Raw genomic sequence first — 16,322 nt, 5'->3', positions numbered from 1 at the left:
GTCTAGCCCGGAAGCATCCAGGACAGGACGGTGGCTTGGAGGTAGACCAGGACGCAGAGGACCAGCAGCAGTCCCAGGCTCCACTTCAGCGTCGTGCGCAGCAGGGTCGCTTCCTGGCCGAGGAGTCCGACCGCGCTGGCGGCGATCGTGAGGTTCTGCGGGCTCACCATCTTGCCCATCACCCCGCCCGAGGTGTTGGCGGCGACCAGCAGCGCCGGATCGACGCCTACCTTCTGCGCGGCCACTTGCTGCAATCCCGCGAACAGCGCGTTGGCGCTGGTGTCCGATCCGGTCACCGCGACACCGATCCACCCCAGCACCGGTGACAGGAAGATGAACAGCGCGCCCGCGCTGGCGATGGCGGTTCCGATGGTGGTCGTCTGCCCCGACTGGTTCATCACGTAGGCCAGCGCCAGGACGCCGACCACCGCGACCGCCGACCACCGCAGGGACTTCGCCGTGGAGACCAGGTCCGACAGCACCGATCGCAGCGGGATCCGGTACACGGCCGCGACGCCGAAACCGCAGAGCAGCAGCAGACTTCCCGGCGAGGACAACCAGTCCAGGTCGAACACCGCGGTGTCGGCGGGCTCGCCGGCGGAGGTCAGCAGTTGCCCGTGCAGGCCGGGCCAGGGGATCTCCACGTCGGTGGCATCGAGGGCGTCGCCCAGCGGTCCCCACAGCTTGACCACCGAGAAGACGGCCACGACCAGCGCGTAGGGGAACAGGGCCAGCGCGGTTCGCGCGGGGGTGACCCGCTGCTCGGCGGCGGGAGCCGCACCCGTGCGGTGCGGCGACTCGGGCTGCGCGGCGCGCAGGCGTTCGGTCGCGGCCTCGCCACCCGAGGGCGTCCAGAACCGGAGGAGGATCACCAGCGCGACGGCTCCCGCGAGTGAGGACACGATGTCGGTCAGCTGCACCGAGAGGTGGTTCGCGCAGACGTACTGGGCCACGGCGAACCCGGCCCCGGTGACCAGGGCGGCCGGCCAGATGTCGCGCAGTCCGCGGCGTCCGTCGACGATGAGCGCGAGCAGGAACGGCACGGCGAACGCGAGCAGCGGCGTCTGCCTGCCGACCACGGCGCCGATGTGCTCGTAGGGGATCCCGGTCAGCTCGCCCGCGGTGATGATCGGGGTGCCCAGGGCGCCGAAGGCGACCGGTGCGGTGTTGGCGAGCAGCACGGTGACGGCGGCGCGCAACGGGGCGAAGCCGACCGCGACCAACATCATCCCGGTGATCGCCACCGGCGCGCCGAACCCGGCCAGCGCCTCCAGCAGGCCCCCGAAGCAGAACGCGATGACCACGGCCTGGATCCGCGGGTCGGGAGAGATCACGCCGAAGCACGTCCGCAGGTCCTCGAAGCGCCCGGCGGTCACCGTGAGCTGGTAGAGCCAGATCGCGGTGAACACGATCCACATGATCGGCAGCAGGCCGAACGCGGCACCTTCCCCCGCTGACGACAGGGCCATGCCCACCGGCATGCCGTAGGCGAGCACCGCCACGCCCAGGGCGACCGCCAGTCCGGACAGTGCCGCCCAGTGCGCCTTCACCCGGAGCGCGCCCAGCAGCACGAACACCGTGAGGAGGGGGAGGGCCGACAGCAGGGCCGAGAACGCCAGATTGCCGCCAAGGGGCGCTGGATCCGGTTGGTACACAGGCGCGACACCTCTCTGAGTCACGAAACGCCATGTCGACCTTTATGTGGTCCGACCATAAGGTGGATGTACCCTAAGGTCCTCGGAACGGGCTGTAAAGGCTTGAGAGGGGCACCGAATTGGCCGGGGTCGATGGCGGCGAGGACCTGAACGAAGGCGGATCGTGGCGCCCGGTGTCGCGCGCGAGGACCTACGAACTCGTCATCGAGCGGGTCGAGGAGCAGATCGTGACCGGTCAGCTCCAGGTCGGTGACCGGCTTCCCGCCGAGCGCGACCTAGCGCAGATGCTCGGCGTGAGCCGCGGGGCGGTCCGCGAAGCCTTCCGCGCGCTGGAGGCCCAGGGAGTGCTGCGGATGTCGGTCGGCACCGGGCCGGATGCCGGTACGACGGTGGCCGCGACCCCGAGCAAGGCGCTCAACCGACTGCTGCGGCTGCACGTGGCGCTGGCCAACTTCCCCGTCCAGCACGTCGTGGACGCCCGCGTGATGCTGGAGCGCGAGAGCGCCTGGAACGCCTCCGAACGAGCGACCCGGGCCGAGCTCGCGGGCCTGCGCGAACTGCTCGCGGCCATGGACGACCCGGAGTGCGATCGGGAGCGGTTCAACGAGCTCGACACCGAGTTCCACGTCGCGATCGCCGAAGCGGGCGGCAACCGCCTGGTCGCCGACATGACCATCGCGATCCGCGAATCCATGCGGCGGCCGCTGCTCACGGCGTTCCACGAGCTCGGCGACGGATGGGCGCCCATCGCCGAAGGGCTCCGGAAGGATCACCACGCGATCTACCGGGCGCTGGCGGCGGGCGACGGCGCCGCGGCCCAGGAGCGCACCGAGAAGCACATCCGTGGCTTCTACCGCGACGGGTGGGGCGGTGGCTTCGCGGCCGAGCCGCGGTAGAGCGCGCCCTCGCCGAGCCCCCGTACGGGCTCTGGACGGGGTGGTGCGGCGCTCCGTACTTTCTGCCGCATGGACGACCTCGCCACACGTGACCTGATTCGCTACTCCGGACGCGGCGCCTTCAGCCCCGAGATCATCGCGCGCGCGGAAGGCTCCTCGGTGTTCACCGAGGACGGGCGCGAACTGCTCGACTTCACCTCCGGGCAGATGAGCGCGATCCTCGGGCACTCGCACCCGGAGATCGTCGAGACCGTGCGGGAGCAGACCGCTCGCCTGGACCACCTCTACAGCGGGATGCTGAGCCGCCCGGTCATCGATCTCGCCCGTCGCCTCACCGAGACCCTGCCGGAGCCGCTGGACAAGGCGATGTTCCTGACCACCGGTGCCGAGTCGAACGAGGCGGCGCTGCGGATGGCCAAGCTGGTGACCGGCAAGCACGAGATCATCTCCTTCGCCCGCTCCTGGCACGGCATGACCCAGGCCGCCTCCAACGCCACCTACAGCGCGGGACGCGTCGGCTACGGCCCGGCGGCGCCCGGCAACTTCGCGCTGCCCGTGCCCGACGCCTTCCACCCCGACCTCGTCGACGCCAGCGGCGAGCTCGACTGGCGACGCCAGCTCGACCTGGGCTTCGACCTGATCGACGCGCAGTCCGTCGGCAGCCTCGCGGCCTGCATCGTCGAGCCGATCCTGAGCTCCGGCGGCGTCGTCGACCTGCCCGAGGGCTACCTGGCGGCGCTGCGCGACAAGTGCCACGAGCGCGGCATGCTGCTGATCCTCGACGAGGCCCAGACCGGCCTGTGCCGCACGGGCAGCTGGTACGCGTTCGAGCGCGACGGCGTCGTGCCCGACATCCTCACGCTGTCCAAGACGCTCGGTGCGGGACTGCCGCTGGCCGCGGTGCTCACCAGCGCCGAGATCGAGCAGCAGGCGCACGATCGCGGGTTCCTGTTCTTCACCACGCACGTCAACGACCCGCTGCCGGCGGCGGTCGGCAACACCGTCCTGGACGTCCTCGCCCGCGACCGCCTCGACGTGCGCGCCGGTGAGCTCGGGGAGCGGTTGACCGGCGGTCTCCGCGAGCTGGCCGGGGAGCACCCGGTGATCGGCGACGTCAGGGGGCGGGGACTGCTCGTCGGCCTGGAGCTCACCACGGGTCCGGACGGCGGCGACGTCGACAAGCTGGGCGCCGCCGTGACCCAGCGGTGCACCGAACTCGGGCTGCACATGAACATCGTCCAGCTCCCCGGCATGGGCGGGACGTTCCGGATCGCGCCTCCGCTCACCGCCACCGAAGCCGAGATCGACCGAGGCATCGCCATCCTCGACGAAGCCCTGACCCACGTGACCCGAACCAAGTAAGAGCCTCTCCACCCATCACCCAGTAGAAGGATTTCCCGGCCGAGTCCCAGTTTTAGTCATAACTGAGCATGATCAATGCCCGAAATGTCCGCTCGGTTTGGACTAAAACCGGGACCGGCCGCTCGCTGCGATCCGCACCCGCCTCGCGGAAGTGCCCTCGGATCGCGCTGGGCGCAAGTGTCGGATCGTTGTGGTTGTTGAACGTTCGCGGACAACTTAAGTCGATCAAGCTTGGGCTGATCGTGTGCCGTTCCGCTCCGGTGCTCGCGAAGATCGGAATCGGCGTTCCACCCTGAGAAGACGAGCGACGATCTTGATCGCTCGCTGGAAGAGGTTGTTGCTGGGGGAAATTCGAGGCACCCGGGCGGAATCGCCTCGGGTGCCGGGTGGGCCCGCAGTGGCGCGAACCCGATCAACGCGAAGGAGAGCAAATCGATGCGAACATCCGTCCGGACGGCGCTGGGGGCGCTCGGGCTGGTCGTCATGTCGACGGCGGCGAGCTCGTCGATGGCTGCGGCCGAGCCCGCTTCGGCCGCCGGTGCCAAGGCGGGCTGCCCGGAGGGCTCGTTCTGCCTCTACGACGACGCGAACTGGACCGCGCCGATGATCAGCGTGGACGTCAAGCAGGGGCCGTACGTCCTGCCCGAGTGGGCCCGGAACAAGGCTTCCTCGTACGAGAACAACACCGATCACTGCGTGGTGATCAGCGACTGGACGACCTTGTCGAGCTTCCGGGACGTCCTCTACCACCAGGAGGACCTGGGCAAGTTCGTCGACTACCCGCACGAAGCCGGCGGGAGCTGGGACAACCGGATCGACGAGATCGACACCCAGGACTCCGACTGCCTGTGATCGGCTGATGTGGTAGGAGAGGCGTCCAGCGGTCGTTCACCGCAGGACGCCTCTCGCCGCGCGAGCGGCGCCCAGCCCGACAACGGAGGTCGCAGTGCCCGAGGATCGCCCGCCCTTCCCGCCGTTCACCCACGAGACCGCGCTGCAGAAGGTCCAGGCGGCGGAAGACGCCTGGAACACGCGCGATCCGCAGCGAGTGGCCTCGGCCTACACGCCGGACTCGCAGTGGAGGAACCGGGACGTGTTCGTCGACGGCCGGGAGGAGATCGTCGCGTTCCTGACCCGCAAGTGGCAGCGCGAGCTCGACTACGCGCTGCGCAAGAGCCTCTGGGCGTTCTGGGAGAACCGCATCGCCGTCCGCTTCCAGTACGAGTGCCGGGACGCCTCCGGGCAGTGGTGGCGCAGCTACGGCAACGAGCTCTGGGAGTTCGACGAGCGCGGTTTGATGCGCCGACGCGAGGCCAGCATCAACGACGTCGCGATCGACGAGACCGACCGGCGCATCCGCGGTCCGCGCCCGGAGGCGGAGCGGGGGAGCGACATCCCGCTGCGCTAGCGCACGCGCCGCCGCCCTCTGACCGCGGCGTGGCAGGATGGCGCCGGTGAGCGAGTTCCGATCTGGGGGAGCGCGGTGACGGCGCGAATTCCGGTGGTCGTGCTGGCGGGCTACCTGGGCTCGGGCAAGACGACCCTGCTGAACCACCTGCTGCGCAACGACGCCGGGCGCCGGATCGGCGTGCTGGTCAACGACTTCGGCAGCATCGGCGTCGACGCGATGAACGTCGCCGGACAGGTCGACGTCGCGGTGTCGCTGGAGAACGGCTGCCTGTGCTGCGCGGTCGATGCCGACGGCGTGGACCGGATGCTCGACCGTCTCGCCTACCCGGGCGCTCCGCTGGACGCCATCGTGATCGAGGGCAGCGGGATCGCCGAACCCCGGCAGCTGGTCCGGCTGGTGCTGTCCTCGCAGAACCCGGCGGTCGAGTTCGGCGGCCTGGTGGAGGTCGTCGACGCCGCCGAGTTCGACGACACCCGGGCCAAGCACCCCGAGCTCGACGACCACGTGCGGCTCGCCGACCTGGTGGTGGTCAACAAGATCGACCGCGTCGGTGACACCGATCGCGAGCGCGTCATCGGAGCGGTCCGGGAGATCGCCGACGGCGCCGTGCTGCCGGTCGAGCGGGGCAGGATCGCGCCCGGGATCCTCTTCGACGACCCCGGCGTGCGCGATTCTGCAGGGGCGAGGCAGCTGTCGTTCGCCGATCTGGAGGAGCACGACCACGACCAGGAGCGGCACATGCACGCCGCCTACGAGTCGATGGAGTTCATCGCCGACCGGCCGCTGAACCCGAGGGCGTTCGTGCGCTTCCTCAACGAGCGCAGCCGCGGCGTCTACCGCATGAAGGGGCCCGTCGACTTCGGCCCGTCCGGCGACGATCAGCGATTCATGCTGCACACGGTCGGCGTCTACGCCGCCTTCGAGAGGTCCAGGTGGAAGGGCCCGCGAGCCACCAACCTGGTGCTCATCGGCACGGACCTCGACACCGACGACCTCCACCGCCGGCTCCAGGACTGCATCGACCCCGATCCGGACAGGATCGACGAGATGGGCATGCTCAACCTGGCCCGCCACCTCGACACCTGATGCACCGTCCCGAGGCCAGCGCTCGTCGGGATGCCAAGGACGTGGCACCGGTTAGCGCTTCTCCCAGCGGGTAAGCGGCCACGGGACCAACCCGGTCACGCTGCCGAGCCCGAACGTGTCCAGCGCCCACCAACGGTGAGCCGTCGGACTCATCCAGGTCGTTCACACCCAGTCGTGGCCGAAGCCGGATCTGCGGGAGAGCACGGGCACCGCGTCGGTGGCGTCGAGCTCTGCAGCGATCACCACATCTTCGGCGTAGTCGCTGGTGATGAGCTCCTGACCGGAGGCGCAGTGGGCGAGCGCGGTGTGGACGTCCTCCGTCGCCCGGAAGGCGGCGAGCGCTGCCGACGCTTCCGGTGAGAGCGGCCCGCCGCCGCGTTCGTGCAGCGCGGCGATGACGGCACCTGCGCCGAGCAGGTCCTCCACTGCGGGGCGGAGGCCGTCGTCCGGCCAGCGCTCACCTGCGGCGATCACGCTGACGGGATGCTCAGCGGTACCCCAGCCGCGTGCGATCAGGCTGTGCCCGACGGCGGTCGCGTTGCGCAGACAACCGGCCACCACCGTGACGTCCTCGCCTGCTGAGGACGCGACGGTCGAGCCGTTGGGAGAGGGCAGCACCAGTCGTTCGGTGAACGGTGCGCGCCGCAGTGCCGCGGGTGACAGCGACCACGGCGCAGCAGTGCTCATCTGGCTCCGGCCCACCGCCAGCTCCGCCTTCTCGCGGACGGCGAGCTCATCAGCCGTGCTGTCGCGCCACCGGTAGGGGAACACGCGCGTTCCCCGTTCGACCGCGACCGTGACCGACGTCGTGAACGACAGAACGTCGACTGCCACCAGGCAGCCCGACGAAACCACCGCTGCCCCCGAAGCGCCCCAGTCGAACCGCACCCCGAACGAGGATTGCCGCGCCCACTCCGTCGTTGTCATTCTCGCGAGGTTAGTGCAGTGGCAGCATCGACGGGACGAGACGGGAAGGTGAGGTCGTGTATCCGGATGTCGAGCCCTTCGAGTCGGGGATGCTGGAAGTCGGGGACGGGCACCGGCTGTACTGGGAGGCGTGCGGCAATCCGCTGGGCAAGCCCGCGCTGGTGCTGCACGGAGGTCCCGGGTCGGGGTGTACCTCGGGGATGCGCAGGGTGTTCGACCCCTCGACGTATCGGATCGTGCTGTTCGACCAGCGCATGTCCGGACGCAGCACCCCGCACGCCGCGGAGCCGCGTGCGGATCTCTCGGCCAACACCACCGAGCACCTGATCGTCGACGTGGAACGGCTGCGTGAGTACCTCGGCATCGAGCGATGGCTCGTCCAAGGCGGGTCCTGGGGCTGCGTGCTGGCACTGGCCTACGCCCAACGGCATCCCGGTCGGGTGTCGGAGATGGTGCTCTGCGGGCTGGCAACCGGGAGCCGCTCCGAGACCGACCTGCTGACACGAGGATTGGGGCGGATATTCCCGGAATCCTGGGCCCGGTTTCGGGACGGGGTACCGGAAGCGGACCGCGACGGCGACCTAGCAGACGCCTACCACCGGCTGCTGATGCACCCGGACCCCGCCGTGCACTACCGGGCAGCGCGGGAGTGGTGCGCGTGGGAGGACGCGCTCGTGCCGGACTCTGATCCGAACCCTAGGTTCGACGACCCGGACTTCGCGCTCGGGTTTTCGCGCGTCGTGACCCACTTCTGGCGGCACGGGTCGTGGCTGGCAGAGGGGCAGTTGCTGCGCGGAACCGGGGATCTGACGGGGATTCCCGCGAAACTCGTCCAAGGGAAGCTGGACCTGGGCAACCTGCTCGGTACGCCGTGGCAGCTCGCCTCGGCGTGGCCGGACGCAGAGCTGGAGCTCGTCGACGCCGGGCACCGGGCTGCAGGGGGTGTGGCCGAGGCGATCGTGCGTGCGACCGACTCGTTCCGCGACGGGTGGGGCTTCTCTGCGGGTGTCTGCGGCGATATGTAACCTCGCCAGCGCGCCTGGGTCCAGCAGGTGCGTGGCAACGGCTACCGAGAGAGGGCGGAGCATGAGCGAGCAGGACCGGGACGCTGCTTCCGGTGAAGCCGGCGACCCGGGCGGCGAGGAGCACGACGAGAGCTCCGAGGATCAGCGGGAAGCCGAGCAGCTCGCAGAACGCGGTGAACCGGAGTCGAGGGCGCCTGATCGGCGCCTCGGGCTGATCGCCGACCCGGACATGCCCGAGCAGGTCTCGCGACGGCTCGCCCGGGACCTGCCCGACATGCTCAGCGACGACGAGCTGTCGTGGGCGGTGGAGGTCGACGTCGACCCGGTGACGGCGGGCAGGCACAACACCCGCGACATCCTCGCGTCCACCCGGGAGCGGATGGATCACCACAACTGGGACCACGCGATCTGCCTGACCGATCTCCCGGTGCGCGCCAACGGTCGCCCCGTGGTGGCAGAGGCGGACCTGGACCGGGAGGTGGCGGTCGTGTCGCTGCCGGCCCTCGGCGGAACCCAGATGTACCGGCGCTCCCGGCAGGTCATGCTGCAGATGGTCGACGAGCTCACCGGGCGAAGCGGGGGCGGGGACAACCGCTACGGCCTGGACAGCAAGCTCACCAGGCTGTTCGCGCCCGTGCAACGCCTGGAGAACCCCGGCGACCACGAGGCCGACGTCCGCTACACCACCACGCGCAAGCGCGGCCGGTTGCGGCTGCTCAGCGGGATGGTGCGGTCCAACCAGCCCGCGCAGCTGATCTTCGGCCTGCGCAGTGCGCTGGCCGCCGCGGTGGCGACCAGCGCCTTCGGGTTGTCGTCGAGCACGATCTGGCAGATCGGCGACCAGCTCGGCGCGTTCCGGCAGATCCTCGCCGCCGTGCTGTCGGTGGCGCTGCTGGTCGGCTGGCTGATCGCCGCGCACGGGTTGTGGGAGAAGCGGCGCACCAGCAGCGTCAACGACCGGGACCAGGTGCTGCTCTACAACACCTCGACGGTCGCGACGCTGACCATCGGCATCGGGGTCATGTACATCGGGCTGTTCGTGGTCAACCTCGCGGTGGCGACGTTCATAGTGCCGCCCAGCCTGCTGGCCAGCAGCCTCGGTCACCCGGCCGACTTCACCCGCTACCTGGCCCTGGCCTGGGGGTTCACCACCATGGGCGTGATCGCCGGGGCGCTGGGCTCCAGCCTGGAATCCGATCAGGCCGTCCGGCAAGCGGCCTACGGTTACCGCGAGGAGCAGCGCCGCAGCGAGCAGGAGCACTAGGAACTGTTGATGAGTTGCTCTGCGCGGTGGTGCGGGCGGAGTCCCGCATCAGGTGACCGCCGGGTAGGTGAGACGCGTCAGCTGGTGACGGCGCCAGCGCTCGGTGCCGGCGAGGTCGTTGAAGGTGAACAGGTGGAATCCGCTGATGTTGTTGCCGGGCAGCGGGATCTGCTCGGCCAACGAGGTCACCAGCTTGTCGGGCCGGTAGCCGCGGGGCAGGAAGAAGCGCCAGAACATCGACGCCTGCTTGGCCAGGAACCGCGCTGACTGGCCGAGACCGAGCCCCGCCGAGACCCGGATCAGCTTCTGCCGGTTGATGCTTCCCGGAACGCCCACGCGGATCGGCGTGGTGATACCGGACTCGTGCAGGCGATCCGCCCAAGCCGTGGTGGTTCCCGGGTTGAAGCAGAGCTGCGTGACGATCTCGTCGGCGTGACCGGCCTTGCGCCGCAGTGCTTCTGAGATCACCTCGTCCGGAATGCTGGCGTGCCCCTCCGGGTATCCGGCGATGCCGACGTGGCCGAACTCGTAGCCGTCCTCGGCGAGGGCGAGCAGCACGCTCTCCGCGTCGGGGAACTCCCCGGCCGGCTCGGCCGCGTCACCGCCGACGAGGAACACGCGATCCACGCCCGATTCCAGCAGCCGATCAGCGATCTCGCCCAGCTCGGTGCGGTCGCGGACCAGGCGGGCAGCCAGGTGCGGAGCCGCGATGTAGCCGTTCTTGCTGAGCCGGACGGCGAGATCCAGGGTCGGCTCCAGGCCACGGGCTTCCGTGGTGGTCACCGTCAGCGGCACGTCGTCCGGCACGTGGGTGAGGACCGCGTCCTCCGTGCTGCGGAAGGGCAGCACCTCGTAGGAAGCGTTGCGCAGCGCGCTCGCGAGGGCCGCGCTCATCTCGACACCCACTCGTCGAACCGCGCCGCGACCTCGCCGATCGTCGTGCTCGGACCGTGCCCGGGACGCACTCGGGTCCGGGCGGGAAGCGGCAGCAGCCGGTCCCGGATCGAGTCGATGATCGCCTCCCGATCCGAGTACGAGCGCCCGGTCGCGCCCGGCCCGTCGGCGGACAAGGTGTCGCCGGTGAACACTGTGGCCAGGTCAGGGCAGTAGAAGCACACCGAACCAGGGGTGTGGCCTGGGGTGTAGAGCACGGTGAGGCTCAACCGTCCGATGTGGAACGTCTGGCGGTTGACCAGGCGTCCGTTCGGTTCCCGGACCGGATGGGTCAGTTCCCACACGTGCCGATCGGCGGGGTGGAGGTAGATCGGTGCGCCGACCGCGTCGGCCAGCTGCGGGGCGAACCGCACGTGGTCGTCGTGGGCGTGCGTGACCAGCACGCCCACCACCTCGCGGCCCGCGACGAGCCGCAGTACCGCCTCCACGTCGTGCGGCACGTCGATGACCAGGCACTCGTGGTCGTCACCGACGACCCACAGGTTGTTCTCGACGTCGTGCACCTCGCCGTCGAGGGAGAACTTCCCCTCGACGGTCGCGTGGTCGACCCGGATGCTCAACAGAACGTCACCACCGAACGCAGCACGTCGCCGCGGCGCGAAGGCCGCGTCGAGGTCATCAAGGGGGATCTCCCCGATGAGGGACGTATCGAGCGGCGGTGCGACCTGCGGTGAGGGCTCGCCGAGCATCGAGAAGTCCCGTTCGGGGAGGTGATCACCGTACCAGCCGGATTCGTGCGCTCCGCTGCGGGAGAACGCGTCCTCATCCACCCCGGCGTCGGCGCTCATGCGCAGCGGGACCAGTGGTACTCGGCGGCCGCGTCGCTGAGCCAGTCGGCGAGGTAGCGGGCGAAGGACGCGCGGACGAGCACCCAGTAGGCGGGCGGTTCGACTTCGCGGCAGACCAGCAGGACACCGGCGCGGGCCAGCAGCGTCTGCGCGCACCGGTCCGCTCCGAAGCTGCGCCGGTGCAGGTCGAGCGCGCAGCCCTTCGCCAGCAGCTCAGGCGCTTTCGGCCCGGATACCTCGATGATGGTGCGGTGCGCCGAGACGTCCACGACGGCGCCGTGCTCGTCACCGAGCGCTTCGGTCACGGTCGTTCGGATCGTCCCGGCCTCGCCCTCCGGGCCGACGAGCAGCCACTCGTCCGGTCCGAGCCAGGCGACCAGCAGCCGTTCGGTCCGCGCCACCTGGCCTGGCTGGTTGGGCAGCATCGTGCCAAGAGCGGTCCCGATCCGTTCCGCCGCAGGGCTCTTCGGGTCGACCCGAAGAGCGACCTGCGCGCGGAAGGCCACTTCGGACAGTCGCAGGGTGCCGGGCGCCGAGGACCCGGTCAGTGCGTCGGCGTGCGCGGCCAGCGGGGATTCTCCGTAGGGCTCAGCCATCGCGGCGGGCTCCTTCCTTGTCGTAGAAGACCGGTTCGGTGATCTCCACGGGCACCAGCCGATCGCCGACGTGGCTGTAGATCGTCTGCCCGATGCGGTCGCGCCCGCTCTTGACCAGTGCGAGGGCGAAGGGACGGCCGAGAGCGGCGCTGCGGTAGCTGGAGGTGACGTGCCCGAGCATCGGCACTGGTGGTTCGGGCAGCTCACCGCTCTCCACCAGCTGCGACCCCTCCGGCACGACGGGGGAGTCGGCCGGGGGCAGCAGCCCCACGAGGTGCTTGCGGTCGGTGCGCGCAGTGTCGGCGCGGGCGAAGGAGCGCATGCCGAGGAAATCGTCCTTCTTCTTCGACACCGCCCAGCTCATGCCGAGGTCGTGCGGTGTGACGGTGCCGTCGGTGTCCTGCCCGACGATGGGGAAGCCCTTCTCCGCGCGCAGCACGTGCATCGTCTCCGTGCCGTAAGGGGTGATGCCTAAGGGCGTTCCCGCCTCGTGCACCGCCTCCCAGACCTCGCGGCCGTACCAGCGGGGCACGTTGATCTCGAACGCCAGCTCACCCGAGAAGCTGATCCGGCACACCCTGGCCTGCCTGCCGGCCACGATGCCGTCGTGGACGGCCATGAACGGGAACGACTCCGCGTCCAGCGCGATCCCCGAACTCACCCGCTCCAGCACCTCTCGCGAGCGCGGACCGGCCAGCGCGATGGTGGCCCACTGCTCGGTCACCGACGTGAGGTGCACGCGCAGGTGCGGCCACTCGGTCTGCAGCCAGTCCTCCAGCCACTCCAGCACCCCGGCGGCACCACCGGAGGTGGTGGACAGCAGGTACTGGTGCTCGCCGGTGCGCATCACCGTGCCGTCGTCGAAGACCATGCCGTCGGCGGTGCACATCAGCCCGTACCGGATGCGGCCGACCTTCAGGGTGCTCATCTTGTTGGTGTAGACGAGGTCGAGGAACTCCGCGGAATCCGGCCCCTGCACGTCGATCTTGCCGAGCGTCGAGACGTCCTGCATGCCGACTCCGGTGCGCACCGCCTCGCACTCGCGCAGCACCGCCGCGTGCATGTCCTCGCCGGGCTGCGGGTAGTACCAGGGCCGCTTCCACTGGCCGACGTCCTCGAACGGCGCTCCCCGCTCGACGTGCCAGTCGTGCATCGCCGTGACCCGGATCGGGTCGTAGAGGTCGCCGCGGTCGCGACCGGCCAGCGCGGCGAAGGCCACCGGCGTGAAGGGCGGGCGGAACGTGGTGGCGCCGACCTCGGACAGCTCGACGCCGAGAAGCCGGGCGATCACGCCCGAGGACAGGATCCCGGAGGTCTTGCCCTGGTCGTGGGCCGTGCCGATGGTGGTGAACCGCTTGATGTGCTCCACGGAATCCATGCCCGCCCCGACGGCCTTGCGGACGTCGGCCACCGTCGAATCCCGCGCCAGGTCCACGAACTGCTCGTCCTCGCACGCGCCGGTCAGCAGCCACGTCGGCTCCGGCGCCAGGACCGGGGGCGACGCCGCGGAGGGCACCTCGGCGAAGTCCGCGACGAACCCGGCGTCCCGCGCCGCGTCGCTGCCCGCCTCGGAACCGGTGCGCAAGCAGTCGACCGTCGCGAAAACGCCTGCGGCGGCGCCGATCGAGCGCACCCCGCGCCCGCTGCGGTCCGGGACGAACGCGGCGATCTCCGCCGAGTACCGCAGCGTCCCGCGTGACTGGCTGTGCAGGTGCACCGCCGGGTTCCAGCCGCCGGAGACCAGCAGCAGGTCGCAGTCGAGCTCCGCGGTCGAGTCCTCGCCCCGCAGCTGCACCGTCGCACCGGTCACGCGATCGGTGCCGGACGTGCCGATCACCGCGCTGCCGCTGCGGATGGGGATGCCGCGCTCGACGCAGCGCGCCGCCCACACCGTGGAGACCACGGGCCGGACGTCGACGACGGCGGCGATCTCGACCCCGGCGTCGTGCAGGTCGATCGCGGCGGCGTAAGCGCTGTCGTTGGTGGTGAGCACGACGGCGCGCCTGCCGGGCAGAACGCCGTATCGGTGCAGGTAGGTTCGGGCGGAACCGGCCAGCATCGTGCCGGGACGGTCGTTGCCGGGGAAGACCAGCGGGCGTTCGTGCGCACCGGTGGCCAGCACGACCTCGTGGGCGCGGATGTGCCAAGTGCGCTGCCGCACGAAGGAGTTCTCGCCCTTGTCCTCCAGCGCCACGAGGTAGTTGTGGTCGTAGTGGCCGAACACCGTGGTGCGCGGCAGCGCGGTCACCTCGGGGGCGGCGGCGAGCTCGGCCGCGACGCGCTGGATCCAGTTCTCGGCCGGTTTCCCGGACAGCTCGTCGCCACTGCCCAGCAGCTGGCCGCCGAACTCGGCGCCGGAATCGGCGATGATCACCCGCGCTCCGCTGCGTGCCGCGCTGAGCGCTGCCGCGAGCCCGGCCGGACCGGCCCCGACCACGAGCACGTCGCAGTGCACGTGGGTCGAGTCGTAGCGGGCCGGGTCCGGTTCGGTCGCCAGCCGACCCTGCCCGGGCAGGCCGCTGGCGACCAGCCCGTGCCGCAGCTCGACAGTGGTCGCGGTGAGCATCGGCTCCGGGAACGGCTCCTCGATCTGCACCAGCGCGTTGGGTTCCTCGGGCCCTGCGGCCACGATTCCGCGCGGACGCCCGTGCTTGATGCTGGTGGTGACCTGGTGGACGCCGTTCGCCAGCAGCGCGGAGGCGAGCGTGTCGCCCTCGAAGCCCTCGTACTCCTGCCCGTCGAAGCGGAAGCGCAGCGCGCGGTCCCGGTCGATCCGGCCGCCTGCGGCGAGCCTGAACTCGTTGCTCACCTCGTCACCGCCCTGTCGTCGTGGAGGATCTCGTTGGTCCTGGTGTCGCGGGTGATGCTGAACCAGCGCCGGCAGCCGGCCTGGTGGTTCCACCGCTCGGTGAAAGCGCCTCGGGGATTGGCGCGGTAGAAGAGGAATCGCGACCAGTCCACATCGGACACGGCGCTCGGGTCGGCGGGGTAGGACACGTCCGCCTGGCCGCCGTAGTGGAATTCGGTCTCGTTGCGCGGCCCGCACCACGGGCAGGGGATCAACATCATGGGGGGAGACCTCCTCTCAGTGCGCCACGCCGGCGGCGCCGTGCTCGTCGACCAGGGCGCCGGTGGTGAAGCGGTCGAGGCTGAACGGTGCGTTGAGCGGATGCGGTTCGTCGTGGGCGATGGTGTGGGCGTAGCACCAGCCGACACCCGGGGTTGCCTTGAAACCGCCTGTGCCCCAACCGCAGTTGATGTACAGGCCCTCGAACGGGGTGAGTCCCATGATGGCCGAGGCATCCGGCGTCACGTCCACCACGCCGGCCCAGGTGCGCAGCACGTGCGCGCGGGCGAACATCGGGAACAGCTCCACCGCCGCGGTCAGCTCGCGCTCGATGGTGTGGAACGATCCGCGCTGGCCGTAGGAGTTGTAGGCGTCGATGCCCGCGCCCAGGACGAGTTCTCCCTTGTGCGCCTGGCTGACGTAGACGTGCACGGCGTTGGACATGACCACCGTGGGGTGCACCGGCTCCAGCAGTTCGGATACCAGAGCCTGCAGCGGGTGGCTCTGGATCGGAAGCCGCAGCCCGAGCTCGTCGGCGAGCACCGAGGTGTGCCCGGCGGCGGCGAGCGCGACCTTGCCCGCGGCGATGTCACCGCGCGTGGTCTTCACGCCCACGACCCGGTCGCCGACCCGTTCGAAACCGGTGACCTGGCAGTTCTGCACGAGGTCCACGCCCATCCGGTCCAGCGCGCGGGCGAAGCCCCAGGCGACGTGGTCGTGCTTGGCGATGCCCGCCCGGGGCTGCCAGGTGGCGCCCATGACCGGGTAGCGCAGGTCCGGCGAGGTGTTGAGGATCGGGCAGATCTCCGCCACCTGCTGGGGATCGAGCCATTCGGCGTCGATGCCGTTGAGTCGGTTCGCCCCGACCCTGCGGACGCCGTCGCGGACCTCCTGCAGCGAGTGCGCGAGGTTGAGCACGCCGCGCTGCGAGAACAGCAGCGGGTAGTCGAGCTCGTCCTCCAGCCCCTCCCAGAGCCCCAGGGCGTGCTCGTAGAGGCCGGCGCTCTCGTCCCACAGGTAGTTGGAGCGGATGATCGTGGTGTTGCGGGCCATGTTCCCGCCTGCGAGCCAGCCGCTCTCCAGCACCGCCATGTTGGTGATGCCGTGGTTGACCGCGAGGTAGTAGGCGGTGGCCAGGCCGTGACCGCCGCCGCCCACGATGACCACGTCGTAGGACGGTTTCGGATCGGCGGCGCCCCAGAGCCAGTCGGGGTGCTCCGGCAGGTCTGCGCCGGGAGTGCGCGGCATCTTCAGCCCTCCGTTCGATCTGCCGCAGAGCTCGTGCTCGACG

15 protein-coding genes are annotated in these 16,322 nt (G+C 70.2%); 7 read left to right on the top strand and 8 right to left on the bottom strand.

Annotation, left to right across the window (positions count from 1 at the left end):
• Positions 1-2 precede the first annotated feature (2 nt).
• Complete coding sequence (locus ACYVF3_RS25560) at positions 3-1,655, bottom strand: L-lactate permease (RefSeq protein WP_461156785.1); 1,653 nt, start codon at positions 1,653-1,655, stop codon at positions 3-5.
• A 119-nt stretch (positions 1,656-1,774) separates the two neighbouring features.
• On the opposite strand from ACYVF3_RS25560, the gene ACYVF3_RS25555 reads away from it, so the two are divergent.
• The 5 genes from ACYVF3_RS25555 to ACYVF3_RS25535 all read left to right on the top strand — a co-directional run bounded on the left by ACYVF3_RS25555 (position 1,775) and on the right by ACYVF3_RS25535 (position 6,410).
• Positions 1,775-2,551, top strand: a complete 777-nt coding sequence (locus ACYVF3_RS25555; RefSeq protein ID WP_461156784.1) for a FadR/GntR family transcriptional regulator — start codon at positions 1,775-1,777, stop codon at positions 2,549-2,551.
• 69 nt (positions 2,552-2,620) lie between these two features.
• A complete protein-coding gene (locus ACYVF3_RS25550) occupies positions 2,621-3,913 on the top strand; it encodes an aspartate aminotransferase family protein (RefSeq protein WP_461156783.1) in 1,293 nt (430 codons plus the stop codon).
• Between the two features lie 435 nt (positions 3,914-4,348).
• Complete coding sequence (locus ACYVF3_RS25545) at positions 4,349-4,765, top strand: peptidase inhibitor family I36 protein (RefSeq protein ID WP_461156782.1); 417 nt, start codon at positions 4,349-4,351, stop codon at positions 4,763-4,765.
• Positions 4,766-4,859: 94 nt separating this feature from the next.
• Positions 4,860-5,321 (top strand): nuclear transport factor 2 family protein, encoded by a 462-nt coding sequence (locus ACYVF3_RS25540; protein ID WP_461156781.1) that lies wholly within the window; start codon positions 4,860-4,862, stop codon positions 5,319-5,321.
• A gap of 75 nt (positions 5,322-5,396) precedes the next feature.
• Positions 5,397-6,410: a CobW family GTP-binding protein gene (locus tag ACYVF3_RS25535; protein ID WP_461156780.1), complete on the top strand. Its 1,014-nt coding sequence runs from the start codon at positions 5,397-5,399 to the stop codon at positions 6,408-6,410.
• 162 nt (positions 6,411-6,572) lie between these two features.
• Here the strand turns inward: ACYVF3_RS25535 and ACYVF3_RS25530 are convergent, their stop codons facing one another.
• Positions 6,573-7,337 (bottom strand): 2-phosphosulfolactate phosphatase, encoded by a 765-nt coding sequence (locus tag ACYVF3_RS25530; RefSeq protein ID WP_461156779.1) that lies wholly within the window; start codon positions 7,335-7,337, stop codon positions 6,573-6,575.
• A gap of 56 nt (positions 7,338-7,393) precedes the next feature.
• Here ACYVF3_RS25530 and pip point away from each other — a divergent pair, with 56 nt between their 5' ends.
• Together pip and ACYVF3_RS25520 are read left to right on the top strand one after the other, a co-directional pair.
• A complete protein-coding gene (gene pip / locus ACYVF3_RS25525) occupies positions 7,394-8,362 on the top strand; it encodes a prolyl aminopeptidase (protein ID WP_461156778.1) in 969 nt (322 codons plus the stop codon).
• 61 nt (positions 8,363-8,423) lie between these two features.
• Positions 8,424-9,626 carry a hypothetical protein gene (locus tag ACYVF3_RS25520; protein ID WP_461156777.1) on the top strand — a complete coding sequence of 401 codons (1,203 nt, stop codon included), beginning with the start codon at positions 8,424-8,426 and terminating at the stop codon, positions 9,624-9,626.
• Positions 9,627-9,674: 48 nt separating this feature from the next.
• Here ACYVF3_RS25520 and ACYVF3_RS25515 read toward each other — a convergent pair whose 3' ends face one another.
• From ACYVF3_RS25515 to ACYVF3_RS25490, 6 genes are read right to left on the bottom strand one after another with little or no spacing between them, the layout of a single operon-like run.
• Entirely contained in the window at positions 9,675-10,520 is an 846-nt protein-coding gene (locus ACYVF3_RS25515; RefSeq protein ID WP_461156776.1) for a methylenetetrahydrofolate reductase, read from the bottom strand.
• Positions 10,517-11,368, bottom strand: coding sequence for an MBL fold metallo-hydrolase (locus ACYVF3_RS25510; RefSeq protein WP_461156775.1), 852 nt, complete (start codon positions 11,366-11,368; stop codon positions 10,517-10,519). The genes ACYVF3_RS25515 and ACYVF3_RS25510 overlap by 4 nt, the downstream gene beginning before the upstream one ends.
• Positions 11,365-11,964 carry a sarcosine oxidase subunit gamma gene (locus ACYVF3_RS25505; protein ID WP_461156774.1) on the bottom strand — a complete coding sequence of 200 codons (600 nt, stop codon included), beginning with the start codon at positions 11,962-11,964 and terminating at the stop codon, positions 11,365-11,367. Before ACYVF3_RS25505 ends, ACYVF3_RS25510 begins: the two co-directional genes overlap by 4 nt.
• Positions 11,957-14,773, bottom strand: coding sequence for a 2Fe-2S iron-sulfur cluster-binding protein (locus ACYVF3_RS25500; RefSeq protein WP_461156773.1), 2,817 nt, complete (start codon positions 14,771-14,773; stop codon positions 11,957-11,959). The genes ACYVF3_RS25505 and ACYVF3_RS25500 overlap by 8 nt, the downstream gene beginning before the upstream one ends.
• Complete coding sequence (locus tag ACYVF3_RS25495) at positions 14,770-15,033, bottom strand: sarcosine oxidase subunit delta (RefSeq protein WP_461156772.1); 264 nt, start codon at positions 15,031-15,033, stop codon at positions 14,770-14,772. Before ACYVF3_RS25495 ends, ACYVF3_RS25500 begins: the two co-directional genes overlap by 4 nt.
• Before the next feature lie 16 nt (positions 15,034-15,049).
• The gene (locus ACYVF3_RS25490) at positions 15,050-16,279 is read right to left on the bottom strand and encodes a sarcosine oxidase subunit beta family protein (protein WP_461156771.1); all 1,230 of its coding nucleotides are present in this window, start codon (positions 16,277-16,279) and stop codon (positions 15,050-15,052) included.
• Positions 16,280-16,322: the final 43 nt, after the last annotated feature.

This window comes from Saccharopolyspora tripterygii (assembly GCF_054778355.1).
This window is presented reverse-complemented; position numbering and strand designations above follow the sequence as displayed.